The sequence below is a fragment of the Prosthecobacter sp. genome (assembly GCF_044226605.1).
Lineage (GTDB): Bacteria > Verrucomicrobiota > Verrucomicrobiia > Verrucomicrobiales > Verrucomicrobiaceae > Prosthecobacter.
The window spans coordinates 117,307-135,300 of the sequence record NZ_JBGAGS010000006.1; the positions used below are offsets into that span (position 1 = coordinate 117,307).

Consider the following 17,994-nt stretch of genomic DNA (forward strand, 5'->3'; position numbering starts at 1 on the left):
GCTTTATCAGTGATTGTACAGGAACTCTTTGGTGTTCAGCAGTGCCCAGAGGAGGTCTTCGTAGCCGTTGCGTCTGGCGCGCTGGGAGTCGAGTGGTTTGCCGGCGGCATCATTGCGCGGCCTGAGAACATAAGATTCACTGATGTGCACTTCATCGGCGGTGGGCTCACGGGAAAACGCGGCGAGGTAGAGCTCGCGGATGCGCTTGGGCTCGGGCATCTCAGCCTTGCTGAGGGTCTCCGCACGTCCGCCGCTGGCGGTGAGCTTTGCCTTCACATCGGAGGCATTCATGAGGTGCAGGCTCTGCGCAAGGCTGGCAGACTGCACACGCTCACACTCGCAGACGCTGGCGCCTTCAGGACGCCCAAACACTTTCAGGAATGGCGAGGCGCGGTTGTAGCTGTTGTCCGGCAGAGAAATGGCCCGGGTGCCCGCTGGAAGGTCGGCGAAGTCGGACTTGGCGCCGGTGACCATGTCGATGCTGTCGAGCATGACTTCGGCGGTCATGCGTTTCGGGTAATAATGGGAGTAGGCCTGGAGGTCGATGCCGTTGGATTGATTGGGAGTGGAGCTGAGCTGATAGGCATGACTCTGCACCATGGTGCGCACGAGTGCTTTGAGATCGTAGCCGCTGTCTGTGAAGCTCTTGGCAAGGGCGTCAAAAAGTTCAGGATTGGTGGGCGGGTTGGTGTCGCGCAGATCGTCCTCAGGTTCCACGAGGCCGCGTTTGAAGAAGTGCTTCCAATAGCGGTTCACGAGGGACTTGGCGAAGAAGGGGTTGTCCTTCTTGCTCATCCAATCGACCAGCGCGAGGCGCGGATCGTCATCGGGGGCGATGTCGAGCTCCGGCTCGCCAAGACCGGCAGGTTTGAGCATGACGCGAGTTTTGCGGTGCTCAGTCTGCGCGACGCCGCGTTTGTGGAAGATGAGGTCTTCTCCGGCAATGGCGGTCGGTTTGCGGCCAATCTGGCTGAAGAAGGCGGCAAGGCGGTAATACTCGGCCTGGGTCCAGCGCTCGAAGGGATGATGGTGACACTGGGCGCACTGCATGCGCACGCCGAGGAAAAGCTGCGCAACGTCTTCAAGCTGCGTGGTCGGTTCCTTCACACGCTTGTACCACGCCACGGGCGGATTGGAAACAATGGTGCCGGTGGAGGCGAGGATCTGACGCACGATCTGGTCGTATTTCGTATTCGCGAGCAAACTGTCGCGCATCCAGGCATGGAAGGCGAAATTTGAAGTGATGTCGGCGGCTTCGGAACGGGTGTTTTTGAGCAAAGCCGTCCATTTGTTGGCGAAGTAGTCCGCATAGTCAGGGCTGTTGAGCAGGGCTTCGATGGCGCGGTCACGCTTGTCCGGCTCATGGCTTGCCAGGAAGGCCTTCGTTTCCTCCTGGGTGGGCAGCCGGCCTCCGATGTCCAGAGAGACGCGGCGGAGAAAGGTGGAGTCGTCGCAAATGGGTGAAGGGGGAATGCCGATCTGCTTCAAATTGGCAAAGACGTGCTGGTCGATGAAGTTTTTCACCGGCGGCAGGGATTCCACCGGAGCACCAAGTGGAATGGAGACGCTGCACACGGAAACGAGACCACCGAAGCGGACCATGACGGCCACATTGCCTGGTAGGTCGAATGTTTTTACGAGGCCCTGCTCACCAACCTCGGCCATGGCGCGGTCATTGGCCTCAAAGAGGGCGAGACGCGTGACGTCCCGGCTGGTGCCGTCGGAGTAGCGGGCGGTGACCTTGAGCTGCTGCGCGGTTTTGACCTTCATGGTCACGCGTGAAGGCTCCACAGCAATGGCGGTCAGCTTTGCCTCATTCTTTTGCACGTAGTTCATGCCTTCGGCAATCCAGCGCACGAGGGTCTTGTAGTCTTCAGAACCTGGTTCGAGGTGCTTGCCACCGGTGTGGGGAACGATGGCGGCTCCTTTGGTGATGAGGAGGCTTTCCTCCGGCGCCGGTGGGAAGACGCGACGGCCCTTCCCCTGCTTGACGATAGCCTCGTAGTCTTCCTCCGGCTCAAAGCCGAGAACGCTGAGACGGAAGCCGCGCTGACCGGTGATGGCCTTGGCGTGGCAAACACCTGCATTGCAGCCGGCTTTGGTGAGAATGGGCTGGATGTCATTCACGAAGCTGAGTGCACGTGATGGCTCTGCCGCGAAGGTCGTGGCAGCGAGCTGCAAAAACAGGCAGGCTTTGAGAAGGGCTTTCTTTTGGATCACATCAAACCTACGGTCTGCAACCGCCGCTTTTATGCAGCGAGTGACTTTAGTACCAATTTTAAGCACTATGAGACAAGCAGCATTTACCGCCTTTTTTGCACTCTCAATTCCTACGCTGGTCTTCGGCTGGGGGCAGCCTCATCATGCCATCACACGTGGGGCTTTGGAGGTGCTGCCGGCATGGCAGAAGGAGGCGCTGGGTGGCGAATTGAAGCAGCTGGGTGACAGCTACTGCATGATTCCGGACAATGTGTTTTCGGACAAGGAAAACGCCAAGTATGCCAAGATGGAGTCAGTGCCGAACGAGGTGTATCTGAAGATCCTGCATGTACCGACACAGCAGGCGGAGTACCATGAAGTGATGCGTTACTTCATGGAGAAGGCAGTGGCAGCATGGCGCGAGGGGAGGCAGGGCGACGCAGTGCGGTACATGGGCACGATGTGCCACCAGATCGAAGATTATGGCAGCCCGGCGCACACAGTGCCGGGAGACAACATGTTCACGCTATTGCAGCAGTTTCTGCCGCCAACGGAGGTGATGAAGGATCAGCTCATGCATGGGCCGATTGAGAACGGGGATTTCACGGTGAGCATTGAAGGGTACAAACCTGCACTGCTTGGAACGACCGTGAATGAAGCTGCATGGAGGCTCATGCATCGGGTACATGAGGAGATCATCAATGCGCGGACCACGACGGTGCCGATCATGCAGGGGCTGTATGCGGGGGACAAGGAGGCGGTGGTGAGGCATCAGCTAAGGGCCGCAGAGATGGACGCCAAGGTGGTGGCGGATGCGCTTTACACGATGATTTGCCTCGGGAAGCAGCGTTTTGCCGCTGAAGACCAGGAAATGCTCAAAGAGGTGCCGATAGGTGCTTTCTTTCCTTTGGAGGCGGCAAGTTTGTACTATCCGCAGGCGCAGTTTTTCAGCTCGCCGAACTGGGGGCATGCGCGGAGCGGGGTGATTTTGGCGGGCGGAAACAGGGCGGTGCCGCTGAAGTTGTGTGTCGGATCCGGCAACAAGGAGTTCAAAAACGGGATCAGCGCGGGGATGGGAAAGCCGCTGACTTTTTTGCTGCCAAAAGATGTATATGGGAAGTTCAGGGTGCTGGCGGGATTGCATCCGGAACTCGGAGAAAAGGGGCGGGTGGAGTTTACGGTCAACGGAGATGGTAAGGTGCTGACGAGTGTGACTCTGAATGGGACGGAAAATGCGAAGCTGCTGGAGTGTGATGTGAGCGGTGTGACGGAACTGCAGCTGGGGCTGACTTCGCGAGGGCTGGATGCGAAGAGCAATTATGCGATCTGGGCGGAACCGACGCTCATCAAGAAGTGATGCGTCAGGCGGCTTTGGGTTTGTAAACTTTGAAGAGGATCAAGGCGAGGAGGATGCCTTGGGCGCAGGCGCTGATGATCCACTTCCAAACGATCTCGAGAGTGAAGGGCTGGACGGCGTAGCTGATGAGTGTGTGGGTCTGGCCGTAGAGAGCCATGAAGAGGCCGTATTTGATGGCGCATGTGGCTTTGGCGTTTTGGGCGAAGCCGACGGCCCAGAGGGTGGTGAAGGTGATGGCGGCGAGGAGGTGACCGGCGTGGAGCCAGGCCATGTATTTGCCGCTGCTCATTTCGGCTTCGGGACGCCAGAGCTCCTTGGTGGCGCCGTAGAGGGGTGAGAGCCAGAGGCCGTGGATGAGGATGTCGGTGATGGAGAGGGCCACGAAGACAACGATGATGCTGATGAGGAGGCGCTTGGTGTTCATGGTGAGAGTGGGCGAGGCTATCGGATCTAAAATGGGGCGTCGATAGCTAAGGAGACGTTTTGCTACTTCAGCTTTTGATCGAGCCACTGGTAGGCGGCTTGGCGTTCGGGGTCGGGGAAGTCGTGGGGGGCGTCGGGGGTGAGGAGGGTGAGGTTTTTTTCGGCTTTGAGGAGGGTGTAGATTTCTCCTGCTTTGGTGAAGGCTTTGCGGACGCCGGTGATGTCGAAGTTGGTGTCGTGGAGGGGGGAGTTGGAGAGGACGGCGCGGGGGGCGATGGCGGCGAGGACTTCGTAGAAGTCGAAGGGGATTTTGTCGGCGTTGTTGTCGTAGGCGTCGCGGATGCGGGGCATGTAGCGGTCGCTGGTCCAGCCGGCGACTTTGCCGCCGTAGTAGTCATGGAAGGGGGTGAAGCCGCAACTGGTGACGACGGCTTTGAGGCGGTCGTCGAAGACGGCGGTGAAGAGGGCATTGTGGCCGCCGAGGGAGTGGCCGATGACGCCGATTTTGTCCTTGTTGACCTGGGGGAGTGATTGGAGGAGATCGACGGCACGGAGGTTGTTGTAGATGGCTTTCATGGAACCGCTGGGGCGATGTGCGCCCTGGGTTTTGAAGTCGTAAGGGTATTCGCCGAAGGAGGGGTAGTCGGGGACGAGGCAGACGTAGCCGCGTTCGGCGAGTTCGTGGGCGTAGTGGAGGGAGGGCTTGCCGCCGAGGCCTGCGGGTTCGTCTTTGCCTATCTGAGTGGTTTGATGGAGGCAGAGCATGGCGGGTGCTTTGACGGCGTCATTGGGGATGAGGAGCCATGCAGGGACGGTATCGCCGAGTTCGGGGGTGAAGTGGATTTTGCGGCGAAGGTACTTCTCTGTTTTTTCTTCGGAGATGGTTTGGATGTTGAGAGGGGTCCAGCGGGAGGTGTCGTGGAGGGGGCCCATGACTTGCTGCATGTTGTTTTTGATGTCGGTGACGCGCTCGGCCCAGTCGGCGGCGGTTTGGACGGGTCGGCCGCGGACGGTGAGAAGATCGGAGTGGTCGGGGTAAGTAATGGCGACGGGTGAGTCGATTTGTTGGTATGCTTGAGCGATGAATGCTTTGGGCATGAGGGACTGCACGGCGGTCATGATGCGGTCTTCGACATCGGGGGCGAACTTGGTGGGGCGGTCGTAGTAGACCATGGCACCCGCGCCTTCGTAGCCGCCTTCTTCGAGGACGCGGCGTGAGGGGACGTAGCAGGGGACGTCGTTGGAGTAGCCGTTGACCCACATGCGAGAGCGGTCGTATTCGCGCTTGATGCGGAGGGAGTAGTCGACGGTGATCTCGCCGGGGAGGAAGACCATGGCGAGGTCGTTGCCGAAGCTCCAGCGCTGGACGAGGTAAGGGAGATGGGTGGGGAGTTTTTCGCCGCGATCGAGGCGAGCTAGATTCTTTTTGGCGTGGTATGAAATGGCAGGAGTTTTGGAGGCAGCGAGGGTTTCCCACTCTGCGCGGGTGGGGAGGGTGTCGAAGGCGAGGTCGATTTGCTTGGTTTCGCAGGCAAGCGGGGTGGTGAGGGATTTGAGTTCTGCGGTGGCGACGCGTTTGGCTTCGGTGGCGAGGTCTTCGCCGTATTGTTTGACGAGTTCCATGGTGCGGCGGGGATTGGGGTTTTGATCGGCTCCGCAACCGAGGGCGGTGAGGGCGATGGCTCCGGGGAATTCGCGCTGGAGGGCTTCCTGGGCGACGCCGGCCCAGTCGCCGTGGATTTCATCGATGCCGATGGTGGTGCAGTGGCAGGCGTAGCTGGTGAAGATGGCGCTGACTTTGCCATCGGCGCCGGTGATACGAAGGACGGGGAGGTCGTGGTCGATGGGCTTCAAGGGGAAGAGGCGGCGGTTGGCGGCGAAGCCGACTTTGCCGACGCCCCAGGCGAGGGTGGAGGGTTTTCTATTTGCGAGGGCGGCGCGGGCGACTTTTTCGAGGTTGTCGGTGAGTTCGCGGGTGTAGCGCTCGATGGCGGGGAGGTGCTCGGCGGGGATGTCCATGCCAAAGAGATTGGGGAGCACGCCGATGAGCATGGGGGCGCAGTGGGTGTGGCTGGAGCAGATGGCGAAGCGGGCGTCGGTGGCTTTGGTGTCGCGCTGGAGACGGCGGAAGACTTCGGTGCGCATGGATGCGGGGACGCCGACGTTGTCCACGGTGAGGAGGATGGCGGGGCCTTCTGCCGATTCATCGGAGCCGATGGCGAGGGCTTTGGCGAAGATGTGCTGGGAGACGCCGGTGTTGGGGGCGCGGCGGTTGCCGTAACCGCTGAGGCGCACGGGGTAGTCGGGGGTGATGTCGATGGAGGCGGCTCCGGCGGGGTGGGTGGTGGGCGTGTCTGCGGCGAGGGATGGGAGGGAGAGGAGCAGCAGGAGGAAGAGGAGGAGGTGCCGGTTCATGTGTGTGCGGAGACTACGTGAGGGCGAGGCGGGGACTTGCTGGAGGGGGGATTGGTTCTCTGTTCTCTGTTCTCTGTTCTTGGTTTGCGATGAGGTGAGGGCAGAAAGATTATGGGTAGAAAAATTTTGGATTCAGAGGTTTGGGGGGAAGGTCGGAACGCGGTGTTTGATTATGGAGATGAGGGGGCGAAGGGACGCTCGGTTTTCGCCGCAAAGGGGCAGAGAGGCAGAGGGAGCAGAGAATGAATTGATGGGATGCTCACAAAGAGGCGGACTAGCGCCCACCACTCAGAAGAGCTCGATGCAGCGCATGGTTAGGCGGCAGGGTCATGCTAATACTGCTCCCAATGAACAACGGCTCTAGTCTCTGGGTGGACCCGAACGGTGAAATCGGCATCGTCAACCTGCACGCGACCATACAAGAGGGTGATGCCGCAAAATGGAAGCAATGCTGCGCGTCGCCGCTTGAGACGCTCTGTCCACTCTAGACCGCGTGGGCTTAGCTCAATCTGCGTGTCGAGAAACTCGATGTAAGACTCGTCGAAACACGTCTTCTTCAGACCTGTGACCTCGACGGAGTGGTCACGGAGCACAGCTGGCAACCCCTCTGCCGCGCCAACTGCTTCGACGAATAAAACGTGAGAACTCATGAGCGTGTCATGCCGTCTAACGCTCTAAAGCGCAGCGAATGCGGAGGCTGACGCGCTGGCCGCATGGTAGGCGCTTCGTTCATTTTGCGAGTTTACTGACTTCGTCGAATTTCTTTTTGAAGGCTTTGTAGTCTGGATACGCGCCCATGGGGAGTTTGTGTTCGTCGAAGATGGAGGCGAGGCTGGGAAAGTCGAGATAGCGGCTGGTGCCACCCGGTTGGATGCGATGGTTGAAGCAGCCGAAGCAAAGCTCAACGGACGCAACGGGGTGATGCGCGGCGTCATAGAACACGAAGGCGTTGTGCGGGATGTGGCAAGATGCGACTGGGTGCCACGGATGCTTGCCGGTGATTGCGGCGAGGAGGCGCTTGGTCTGCTGGGCCGTCAGGAGAGCGCCGTCTTTGTTGATGACGCCTGGCTTGAGGGTCATGCCGTCAAGAATAACGGCCTCGGTCACTTCATCGTTTGGCCACGCGTAGGCTCTGACCTCGGTGAACTGTACGCCCGGCCATAACGGCGATGACTCGCCTACAACAGCGGAGGTGGCGCAGAATAAGAAGAGTAGAATGGCTCGTTTCATGGTGTGTGCAGAATTTTCTAGCGACCAAGCTCCGCAATAGCCTCGGCACCGAAGGGACGCATCGCGCACTCTCGAGCACCCGTAGCGCTCGGCCGGACGGCGGAGAGGCCATTCGATGCAACGTTCTGGTTCGGCCAATCATTCCTCATCTCTTTTGTCGAGGTTAGCAGAGATGGAAACAGACAATCTTTTCCCTTCGAGGCTCGCGTCAGAAATGGTGGATGCTCTAAGCTTCGCGACACTCACGCTCTCCACGGATGAAAAAACTGGGCGCGAGAGGCACAATCGGAGTGGGCAACTTTTTGACTCCAGGAACGACATCATTCCAGTGATCTCGACTCCTCTTTTTGTGGTCTCAATGGCCACAGGGTCAATGCCGTCTGGCGTCACATCGGAAGGGAGGCACGGGATGCGCTCGCGCCAGAAGATGCCGTAAATCTCACGCCAGACTTCGATGCTGAATGCAGATGTGGGATACTGTTTCACGCGGGTGATGATGGCTGAGCAGCCAGCTTGACAGCCGGAGCCGTTCGCAGGAGCGCATGGTTAGCTGGCATTCTTGTCTGCATACTGAAATCCAAAAAGACCGGGAACACCGGGCCACATTGCGGGATCGCTTTCTCTACTGAACAGCAACTCCACGCCGCTGTCGAGACGCAGCAAAAAGGCGGATGGTTCGTGCGGCATGTCGTGTCTCTGACACCCGATGCCGGCCGACACCAACTCACGCTCGACCAGTTCCACAGGCGGATGTCCGTCAAAGAACCAGCGGTCGAACGATGCGACTGGACCAAGCTGAAGCTGCTCGAAAGTGTCGCAGAAGATCAGACAAACTTGCCTCGCGTTGCTGCTCAAATGGAACTCAATGTCTCCATACTTCCAGATGCCCGGCAGGCGACGAGAACTGCCTCCGACGACAGGAGGCTCTCCGAAAACGCTTCTGAGAGAATCAGCTGAGTCGCCAAGACGCACTGGACCAAACTCGCCGGTGCGGAGAAACTCGCGCATCGAAACACTGACTCTTGGTGTGATTGACATGTCGTGTGGCAACGTTGGCTAACGCCCCAAGCTCAGCCACCGGCTTTTGCGAACCCAAAATGTCGCAATCTGAAAGGACTCACAGAGCCAAAGACCGTTGGCTGCGGCGCTAGGTTAGGCCGGGTGATCGAGGTTGAATGGTGTGGTCGCGCCGTATCCGTCATGCGATACAACGACAATGGGAATATGAAAAGCAGTGCGCCTGGTCTTCACCCAGACCGTGGAGAGCCAGGTCGCAGCACAATCAGTGAGCGTATCATGAACCGAAAATGACTCGCCTCCAGGCTCCATGAGTGGGAGCGCAGGCTCCAGCCCTTCCTCTGTCATCCGAGTCCTGAAAAGTTCTGCATAGGTGGCGATGGCCCGATTAAGAACAAACAGATCGGGTCCGACTAACTCAACTCGAACATCAAGAAACCCCTCTCCATCCTGGTCGACAAAAATTTGGATCTCTACCTTTTGCACCTTGGGAGGAACATCGATGAGCGCAGCCGCAAGTCGGCTCGTCGCGGACTCAGTGTGCTCGCCTAAGACGGCTTCAACATGCTGGATATACTCGTCGCGTGTCATACAGCTGTGAAGCGGCCTAACAGGTGGATGGTGAACAGAATTGTTGGGTTTGTCCCAACGCTTTTATTGCCGACAGTGTTGTTGTCATAGTGCGCGAAGCTACGCAAAAGTGTCGATTTTCACGCGAAACGTTTTTTATTCTTCGCCATGTGGTCGATGCCGCCGCGCATGAAGGAGGCGCGGCGGGACGTTTTGCAGACGCTGCTGGTGCGCGCTGGGTGCGGCGAGTCGATGGGTTTGCTTCCCGGGCTCTTAGACTGGGTGCCAGGGTAGCCTCGCCGAGGCTCGCCAACCCTTCGCTATTGCATGACCCCGTTGGGGTCGAGGTGTGGCGGAGGTGTGTGGGATTGGGATGATGGCTGGCCATGGAGGGAGCGATGCCGGAGCCGATTGGAAACCGGCGCTTCCAGTGCGGAATGCTGGGAGGAATGGCGGGGGAGGATACCAAGGAGCCGCACAGAGGATTGCCTTCGGCGCGCTTCACGAGGTGCGGACCACTTTGCTGGCGCATGTGCGGTGGGCTGTGGACATTTTCGGAGGGATGAGTGGGCTACGGTGACGCCTCAGTGAGGTCATGTGCGAAGGCTGAATGATGGGCTGAGGACGACGAGCCCTATAGTCCACGCGAAAGCGGTGTCGGCGATGCAGGCCTGCGCCTTGCATCTCTGCCACCGCAGTCCAAGAAGCTGGCGCGTTGTTTGAATGCCCTCAGCCTTCGGGACTTGCAATGGATGTCGGTAACCGAGTGCCATTTGAGTATGGCAGGAATAGAACTGGGTTAGGTCGGTCTGAGGGCGCTGGCCGGATTCCGGCTGAAGCCGGCACTAGAATACGGGGCTGGGCGACGCGGGGCGCTGGCTACATGGCAGGCGGATAAGTGGCACAGAAGGAGCCAGCGTGAAGCCGGTGCCGTTTGCTGCAGCGCGTGCTTGGAGGCTATTGGTGAAGGACCGGCCTGACGCCCTGCTTTTGGAGGGAAGCGGCAAAGGCATTGATGAGGGTCGCCGCGTCTTTGTCATTGAGCGGGGAAAAAAACACCAGTGTGGGCCTGTCCTTGCCAGAAATGACTTCGATGACGATGTGATTGCCGCTGGCGTCGGTGAATTCAGTGGTGCCGCGCCCCACGACATTTACCGGGGTGTCACCGGGCTTGGTGGTGTGAGACCAGCCGCGACCACTTTCCTTATAAGAGGGGTCATGCCGTTGGCCGTGAGCATCCGTTGTCCAATTGGCCAGCGACTTGTGAACGTCATGGCGGGCTGCGCCCACAATGTCGTCCGAGGCCGTGGTGGAGAGAACGTCGGAGCCGTAGATCTCGAAGGTAGGCTGCCTGCGGGGATATGCGGCCAAGGCTGCAACAGCGAAAACCGTGGCAACGCCGAGGGTGACCCAGATCCTGAATGATTTGTTCATGGAGAGTTTATTGTTCGGAGTGGAAGCCACGTGGACTGAAGCCTGAGAGGTGAATGGTGAACAGCATTGCTGGGTTTGTCCCGGTCTTTTTTCGCGGACAGGATTCCGGCTGAAGCCGGTACTACAATACGGCGCTGGGTAGCGCGAAAGGAGCTAGCGTAAAGACGGCACCGTTCGCTGGGGTGCTTGGTCAGGCGGTTTGTTCATTGGGCCGGCTAGTCATTTCGGTGAAGTGGATTTTGTCGCCTGGCCGATGAGCCAGGCATGCATGGCGGGGGCTGCCTTCATCGGGATGGTGTGGCCACCGGCATCCTCAAAGATAAACGTGGTCAAGGCGCCGGCAGCGGAGGCCTGGTCGATGATCTCCTGTGCCCGGGGCTTTGAGCCCGTCTGGCTGGAGACCATGAGATAGGGCTTCCCCTTCAGCAGTTCGTAATGCTTCAGGCGGCCGCCGCCTTCGATGAAGAAAAAGGCGGAGAACTGTTTTGCGATTTCTCCGTCTGATTCATCGATCAGGCCCTGGGTGGCGTGAGCACCATTGGAGAAGCCGCCGATAATCATGCGGCTTTTGTCGATGTTCGGGACGACCTCGAAGAGTTTGGCGAGCATGGTGCGGAAGAAGGGCCACATGTATTGGGCGTCTTCATCCCGCATGACGACATTGCCGCCGGGGTCCTTCGGAGCGATCTTCTTAAACAAGGGCATGGAGGCGCAGACAAAGTCCTGGTCCTGGGTCATGGCTGACACGATAGCCGGCTTGGGGCCACCATTGCCGCCGGTGCCGCCATACAGGGAGACGAGGAGCGGGAACTTGCCGCCCGGCGTGTAGTTCTTGGGGAGCGAAATCGACAATCGCGCCGGTCCTTTATTCGAGGTGGAGATGGACCAGTAGGTCGGTGGCATCTCATGGAACGGAATGGAGAAGGTGTCTCCGGGAGTGAGGCGAGCCGCTGCTTCTGCGCCGAGGCCGACGCGGGACACCAGACAAAGGCTCAACAATCCGGCGGCAAACGTGGCGGTTCTGACGAGTTTCATTGCATTAGGCATTATGAGTTGGGCGCATGGGATCAGAGGATCCCACAACTTGCGTCGGTCATATCGACGAGATACGGCGGTTTCGGAGCGGGCGACCAGCTCATTTCTCTGCTCTTTTCAGGCGAGATGGCGGAGGCTCTGTGCAGTGAGGTGGGCACTGTTCGTCGGTCGGGGAGGATTGGGGAACGTTGATCGACAGACAGGAGTGTCTGTCGTACTTCATGGTCAGGGTTTTGCGGCGGACTTGGGTTTGAGGAAGAGGACTTCGGCGCGGTCGATCCAGCCTTTGCGGAGGTCCATGCGGAACCAGCCGTCGGTGTTTTTTTTGTTGATGCGGCAGCCGCTGCGGGGGCCGAATTCTGCGAGGTCGTACTGGGCCCAGGTTTTGCCCATGTCGGGGGACCAGATGATGCCGCACTTGTACGTGGAGGCGGGGGCGCAGTGGGTGGCGACGAAGACGCCGTCCTGCAGGAGCATGTTGGCGGATTCGAACATGGGATTGAAAAGGAGGGTGTGCTTGGAGACGTCTGTGATGTCCTGGGGAGAGGTGACGAAGATGCCACGGTCGTGGCGATTGGCGAGGGCGGGGCCGTTGGCGTCGGCAATCCAGTAGAGTTTGTCGCCGAGGAAATTGAGGCCGCCGCATTTGAAGCGGGAGTTTGAATTGACGGAGATGAGGAGTTTCCAATCCCAGGTATCGGCGGTGGCATTGTAGGTGCCGCGGAGCCAGTGGCATTCGTTGCCGTGGCCGCGGTCGATGTCTCCGGTGACGGCGTAGAAGGCGTTTTCGGCGGGGCTGTAGGTGACGTTGTGAACGGGGGGGGCGTTGTGGGTGTTGTTTGTATCGCCGTGGGGGGGTGGGGTGGGTGGGGCGTCTTTTTGCTGGAACTTGGGGTTTTGGCCGAAGGAGTAGGCGACCTTGACGGTCTGGCCGCTGTCTGTGGAGTAGTAGATGTTTACGGGGACGGGGCCGCCGATGACGTTGCAGTAATTTCCCCAGACGAGCATTTCTTTGCCGCCGACTTCGAAGCAGTGCTCGCCATCGAGGGAGTGGAAGTACCAGCCGGGCTGGTCGGGCTTGACGGGGGTGTGGGGAAGGTAGTCGGTACCGTCAGTTTTTTTGACGATGATCTCGCGATGGGTTTTGAGATTGTCGGTGGAGAGGAAGAGGTGCTCGCGAGTGGCGAAGAGGATGCTGCCGTTTTTGAGGATGACGCTGAAGGTGATGTTTTCGGCGTCAGGGAATTCGGCGCTGTGGGGCCAGGTGGCGCCGTTGTCCTCCGAGAGCATGATGCGAGTGCCTTTGAAGGCGAAGGCCTTGTTATCTCGCTGGGTGTCGATGTAGGGGGCATCGGGTGATGGCATGCGGTAGAGGAAGTGCTCGGTCTCGCCGGTGATGGCGGGGGTGGGCTCGGCGTGGAGTGGGAGGAGCGCGGGGAGGAGGAGGGTGATGGCGGCGGTGAGCCAAGTGCGGCGGAGGTACATGGGGAGAGAGGGTGGAGGAGTGGCTGCAGGGACACTACGGGAGGGCAACGGTCGTTTTTCACGCTGCGCATTCTTCTCCGTGATTCGGAGGGGCAGGGTGGCGATGATTGTAAACTGGGAACTGAAAACTGAAAATTGAGAATTGGCCGGAAGAGGGGCGAGGTGCGGCGGCGTGGGTGATGGCGAGGAGCCTTATGGTGGAGAACGCGACGCGCTGGGTGGCGGCACTTGGCAAGTGCCGCTCCTTGGGGCGCTGGTTTTACTGAGCAGCGGGTGGGTCGTCGTCATCGTCGAAGACGTAGCAGGCGCGGGCGTGTTCCTGGCCGAGGAGGCGGGTGTCTCCGTGGCGCATGGTGAGTTCCTGGACGCGGACTTTGCAACGTTCTGCGAGGGCGGTGCAGAGGGGCTGGGAGTGGGAGATGATGATGATCTGGGAGTGCTCGGAGGCTTTGAGGACGAGATCGGCGAGGGCGGGGAAGACGGATTCGTTGAGGCTGGTCTCGGGTTCGTTGAGGACGAAGAGCGGGGGTGGTTTCGGGCTGCAGAGGACGGCGGCGAGGCAGATGAACTGCAAAGTGCCGTCTGAGAGTTCGTGGCCGGCTAGGGTGCGGGGGAGATCGTGGGCCTGCCAGGCGAGGTGGAACCAGTCGGCGCACTCGATGTGGAGGCGGGAGCCGTGGAAGGCTTGATCGAGGGCGGTGTGGAAGGCGCGGGCTTCGTTTGATTCGTTGATGGTCTGGATGACGGAGGGGAGATTGGAGGCGTCTTCGGCGAGGACGGGGGACCAGCAGCCGCGGACGGGCATGCGGGCGGGGGCGTCGGGATCTGTGCGCATGGCGTGGTAGAAGCGCCAGCGCTCGAGGCTGAGGCGTGCGTGAAGGAGCGAGGGGTATTTTTCGAGATCGCGGATGAGGGCGAGCATGGACTCGGGGGAGCCGATGGGCTCGGCGAGGGTGTGCATGGTGCCTTTGGAGTCGGCGAGACGGACCTGGCAGCGGGTGCGTTTGGCGAGGAGTTTTTTGCCGTTGCGGAGAGCTTCGAGTTTGATGTCGGGGTCGAGCTTGAAGGCGGTGAGATCGCCGGGAGTGGCGGGGCGGAGGCCGCACTCAAACTCGTAGGTGAAGGCGGCGGAGATGACTTCGGCGGAGAAGGTCGTGACGCGGGCGTGCTCTTTGTTGCCGGCCCAGAGGAGGCTGCGCATGCCGCCCTCTGCGGCGACGGCTTCGGTGAAGTCGCCACGGGCGAGAACGGAGAGGAGGCGGAGGGCGCGGTAGATGTTGGTCTTGCCGACGCCATTGGCTCCGCGAATGACGGTGACGCGGCCGAGGCGGAGTCGGAGATCGCGCAGGGAGCGGTAGCCGGAGAGGCGGAGGGACTGGATCATGTGGGGCGCATGCAAGCGAGGATGCGTGGAGATGTCCAGCGACGGTGTGCTTTGGCCACGTGTGGAACGTGGGACTGGAGATCCGCTTTGGAAGGTTCTTTGTGAGATCTGCCATTTAGAGGCAAACCTTCAAGGGGCGCGGTATTCGCCTTTCCAGATGGGGCCGTGATCGATGCCTGCGGGGTCTCTGTAGAGGCTGGAGGAGGACTCCATGCCGCGCATGAACTCGGCGAAGACGGCGTCATCGCGGTGGAAGACGGACTTTGACTCTGCGCTGGTGAGTGAGGCCTTGCGCAATGCGAAGTGAAGCTGCGTGAGATTGTCTCCAAACATGGCGAGGCGGGCGCGCTGGGGGTCGGTGACGCATTCGGCCTGTGCCGCGAGGTAGTGCTGCTCGATCTGAGGGAACAGCGGGGCGTAAACGGACTGCATGACGTCTTCGTTCACCTCATACTGGCTGCCTTTGTAGGCGAGTGGCTGCGCCTGCTTGTGTGCGAGCATTTTGGCGTCGAGCTCCTGATACATGAGGCGCATGTGACGCCAGCCGGGGCCGTAGGCGCGCTGCAGCCACTCGTCGAATGCAGCGCTGACATTGACTTTGGCGTCCCACATCTGCCGGGCGAGGAGGTAATTGATGGGAGCATGTACGCCCCATGCATTGGCACCGACCATGCGTGCTCCCCAGGCTTTGTTTTTCGCCGCTGTGGGCAGCTCCAGTTCCAAGATGCTGAGAGAGGGCGGCAGTGGTGCGCCATGGTAGCTGCGCATCCAAGTGGAGTAGTTGTGGTAGCATAGATGGCTGCTGGCGCTGCTCCAGCGTTTCATGATGTCTGGGAACTCGGCGCGGTAGGCTGGCTTGAGGAGGCCGTAGCCGTAGTAGTTCAGCGGGGCCCAGCAGAGGCTCATGTTGTCGGGCATCTTGAGGATCTCATCGGGAGGATATTGGTAGTTGTAATAAACGAAGCCGCCGAGGCGGTGACCGGGGCGCTCGCGCTCGATGATGCGGGCGACTTCGTTGTAGAAGATGAGGAGGGCGAGTGCGTGATTTGGCTTTCCGTGCGGGTCTTTGGAAATGAGCTTTGCGCAGCGTTCGCAGGTGCAAAATCCGCCGCCATCGGTGGGCGAGATGCTGGTCATCTCGCGCTTTGGATTGCGATCGATGGATTCGATCACGCGTTTGGCGAAGAGGTCCACCAAGCCGGGCGCGGTGGTGCAAAAGAAGGTGACTTTGCCTTTGCGCTCGAAGCTGCCGCTGGAGGGTTTCCATTCTGGGTGTGCGGCGAAGTCATCGGGGCGGAGGTAGTCGTCCCAGGAGTGGCCATAGGCGGTGGTGAAGGGATGAAAGCCGTTGGTGAGGCGCTGATGGCGGAGCCAGAGTGACGGCGCTGTGGGTGGGAGGCGCGGATTCCGAGGGTCGGTCTCGCCGACAGCGGCGAGGGCACGGGTGGCAAAGGCTGGCGCTCCTTTCAAGGGCTGTGCGAGGGTGACGCGGATGCTTTTCACACTAGGGACATCGAGCCCGAGATCGCCTGGGAGGAGCCAGCGGGCGCCGGCGAAGCGCTCGAGAAACTCCATGACACCGAAGTAGGTGCCGTGGCTGGGAACAAACCATGCGTCTGGCTTGGCGGGGGCGAGGTCGTCGTTTCCTGCGATGATGATGTCGTCGCCTTCCAGCCGAATTTCAAAACCATCGTGCGGGAGGGTGGTGTCTGAAACGATGCGAACTGCAGGGGCGGGAGCGGGAGCGCTGGTGATCTCCAAGGTCGTGCCTGTGGCCTGCTGAATGATTTGCTGAAGCTCGAGCGCGGCCTGCCTGGCGGTCTGCGGGGCATCGGCGGCGTGATGAATGACGTGGCGCGCGCTGAGGATGACTTCAGCCGCGGGCGCAGTGACAGCGAGGAGGCAGAGGAGGAAACCGAGAAGACGCATGGGAAGATGAGGATACGGTGATGCCGAGGCGAATGCTGGTGCGCCGGACGGAGTTCAGGTCTTCGAGGGGATCCGGCGGACTCAAGCTTTGCGGAGGGCGCCGAAGACCTGGGTCATGGCGTCTTTGAGGAGGGAGCTGTCGTTGGAGTGGCAGATGAAGCGGGCGCCTTGTTTGATGGCGCGGATCTGCTGCTCGGTTTTGCCGAACCAGGAGCCGGCGGGGATGTGGCGCTTGTCGGCGGCATCGATGACTTTTTGAACGTTGGCGATGAAGTCGGGGTGGTCGTACTCGTTCGGGATGCCCATGTTGGTGGTCATGTCGTTGGGGCCGATGAAGAGGGCGCTGACGCCGGGGATGGCGCAGATGGCGTCGAGGTTTTGCAGAGCGAGGACCGATTCGATCATGGGAACGAAGAGGGTGTCTGCGCACTTTTGCTCGATGTAGTCGCGGGTTTTATCGCTGGGCCATTTGTTTTCTTTGATGGCTTTTTCGAGGGCGACGCCTTTGAGGGGACGATAGACGGCGGCGGCGGCGAGGCGCTTGATGAGGTCGAGGTCTTCGGCGTAGGGGATGACGACGCCGTCGAAAGAGTCGCAGACCTTGGCGACGTCGTCGGCATCGCGGCTGTGGGTGCGGGCGAGGCAGGCGATGCCTTTGGTTGCGAGGGCGTAGCGGAGGGGGAGGAAGTCGGCGATGTCGAGGGCGTTGTGCTCGGCGGTGACGATGACGAAGTCGATGGAGTCGTCGGGGATGAAGTCAACGATAGCGGGGACGACGGCGTGCTGGACGAGCATGCCGAAGACGGTGTGGCCCTTCATCATTTTTTCTTTGAGGATGTGGGCAGGCTTGGAGGCGGGAGTGGAGTAGGGAGTGGTGGGCATGGCGGGCGGGATGCTGGATGCTAGATACTGGATGGCGGGGTGGATTATCGCGGGGGAAGTGGGGGATTTTTGTGGGCGGGGGGATTTATGATTTATGATTTATGATTTATGATTTGCCGGAGATGGGCGTGCGGAGTAGCAATTCAGGGCTCTTTTTGTGCTACGTTTCGGTATATTCTGGTATTTTTTTATTGGACGGCGAGTGGAATGCAATGGTGGCGGCTTGCGGGAGATTTTTGAGGTGCGCGAGAGTGAGGAAGGCGGAGGGAGCCGGGGGAGAGCGAAAGCGGCGCTGAAGCGCCGCATTGATTCGCTGCGCTCACCCTTCGGGCAGCCTACGGCTGTCTACCTCCGCTTCGCTTCGGTTCCGGGGACGCTGGCGCGTTCGCGAGGGACCTGCATTTGCGCGGAGGCCAGGAGACGTGCGGCGGAGGCTGGAGGACCAGCCTCCCTGCCTGCCTTGCTGCGCTGGGCAATTGAAGGATGATGCCTGCCACGCGAAGGCGCGGAGCTCATCTCGGCGGAGCACTGGGCCACGCATTACTTTGAGCGTGTGCGATGCCAAGGAACGGTCGGTGCGGGCAGGGGTGCCCGCATCACTCCGGGAAGTGGATGGCGTTTTTGGCCTTGCGGG

General features: G+C 60.1%; 14 protein-coding genes. 1 reads left to right on the forward strand and 13 read right to left on the reverse strand.

Features of this window, described 5'->3' with window-relative positions:
* Positions 1 to 6 precede the first annotated feature (6 nt).
* Entirely contained in the window at positions 7 to 2,220 is a 2,214-nt protein-coding gene (locus tag ACILSO_RS09490; protein ID WP_395737149.1) for a DUF1549 and DUF1553 domain-containing protein, read from the reverse strand.
* 67 nt (positions 2,221 to 2,287) lie between these two features.
* On the opposite strand from ACILSO_RS09490, the gene ACILSO_RS09495 reads away from it, so the two are divergent.
* Positions 2,288 to 3,556, forward strand: a complete 1,269-nt coding sequence (locus ACILSO_RS09495) for an NPCBM/NEW2 domain-containing protein (RefSeq protein WP_395737150.1) — start codon at positions 2,288 to 2,290, stop codon at positions 3,554 to 3,556.
* 4 nt (positions 3,557 to 3,560) lie between these two features.
* Here the strand turns inward: ACILSO_RS09495 and ACILSO_RS09500 are convergent, their stop codons facing one another.
* The 12 genes from ACILSO_RS09500 to ACILSO_RS09555 all read right to left on the reverse strand — a co-directional run bounded on the left by ACILSO_RS09500 (position 3,561) and on the right by ACILSO_RS09555 (position 17,360).
* The gene (locus ACILSO_RS09500) at positions 3,561 to 3,980 is read right to left on the reverse strand and encodes a hypothetical protein (RefSeq protein WP_395737151.1); all 420 of its coding nucleotides are present in this window, start codon (positions 3,978 to 3,980) and stop codon (positions 3,561 to 3,563) included.
* A gap of 62 nt (positions 3,981 to 4,042) precedes the next feature.
* Positions 4,043 to 6,394: a neutral/alkaline non-lysosomal ceramidase N-terminal domain-containing protein gene (locus tag ACILSO_RS09505; protein ID WP_395737152.1), complete on the reverse strand. Its 2,352-nt coding sequence runs from the start codon at positions 6,392 to 6,394 to the stop codon at positions 4,043 to 4,045.
* A 729-nt stretch (positions 6,395 to 7,123) separates the two neighbouring features.
* Complete coding sequence (locus ACILSO_RS09510; RefSeq protein ID WP_395737153.1) at positions 7,124 to 7,624, reverse strand: hypothetical protein; 501 nt, start codon at positions 7,622 to 7,624, stop codon at positions 7,124 to 7,126.
* Between the two features lie 138 nt (positions 7,625 to 7,762).
* Positions 7,763 to 8,110 (reverse strand): hypothetical protein, encoded by a 348-nt coding sequence (locus tag ACILSO_RS09515; RefSeq protein ID WP_395737154.1) that lies wholly within the window; start codon positions 8,108 to 8,110, stop codon positions 7,763 to 7,765.
* A gap of 60 nt (positions 8,111 to 8,170) precedes the next feature.
* Positions 8,171 to 8,662: a hypothetical protein gene (locus tag ACILSO_RS09520; protein WP_395737155.1), complete on the reverse strand. Its 492-nt coding sequence runs from the start codon at positions 8,660 to 8,662 to the stop codon at positions 8,171 to 8,173.
* Positions 8,663 to 8,776: 114 nt separating this feature from the next.
* Complete coding sequence (locus ACILSO_RS09525; protein WP_395737156.1) at positions 8,777 to 9,232, reverse strand: DUF6389 family protein; 456 nt, start codon at positions 9,230 to 9,232, stop codon at positions 8,777 to 8,779.
* Positions 9,233 to 10,168: 936 nt separating this feature from the next.
* Entirely contained in the window at positions 10,169 to 10,645 is a 477-nt protein-coding gene (locus tag ACILSO_RS09530) for a hypothetical protein (protein ID WP_395737157.1), read from the reverse strand.
* A gap of 219 nt (positions 10,646 to 10,864) precedes the next feature.
* The gene (locus ACILSO_RS09535; protein WP_395737158.1) at positions 10,865 to 11,680 is read right to left on the reverse strand and encodes a hypothetical protein; all 816 of its coding nucleotides are present in this window, start codon (positions 11,678 to 11,680) and stop codon (positions 10,865 to 10,867) included.
* A 225-nt stretch (positions 11,681 to 11,905) separates the two neighbouring features.
* Positions 11,906 to 13,165, reverse strand: a complete 1,260-nt coding sequence (locus tag ACILSO_RS09540) for a sialidase family protein (RefSeq protein ID WP_395737159.1) — start codon at positions 13,163 to 13,165, stop codon at positions 11,906 to 11,908.
* 259 nt (positions 13,166 to 13,424) lie between these two features.
* Entirely contained in the window at positions 13,425 to 14,549 is a 1,125-nt protein-coding gene (locus ACILSO_RS09545; RefSeq protein WP_395737160.1) for an AAA family ATPase, read from the reverse strand.
* Positions 14,550 to 14,678: 129 nt separating this feature from the next.
* On the reverse strand, positions 14,679 to 16,478 hold the full coding sequence (locus ACILSO_RS09550; protein WP_395737161.1) for a DUF4838 domain-containing protein: 1,800 nt from the start codon (positions 16,476 to 16,478) through the stop codon (positions 14,679 to 14,681).
* An 81-nt stretch (positions 16,479 to 16,559) separates the two neighbouring features.
* Positions 16,560 to 17,360: an HpcH/HpaI aldolase/citrate lyase family protein gene (locus ACILSO_RS09555; protein ID WP_395737162.1), complete on the reverse strand. Its 801-nt coding sequence runs from the start codon at positions 17,358 to 17,360 to the stop codon at positions 16,560 to 16,562.
* Between the last annotated feature and the right edge of the window lie 634 nt (positions 17,361 to 17,994).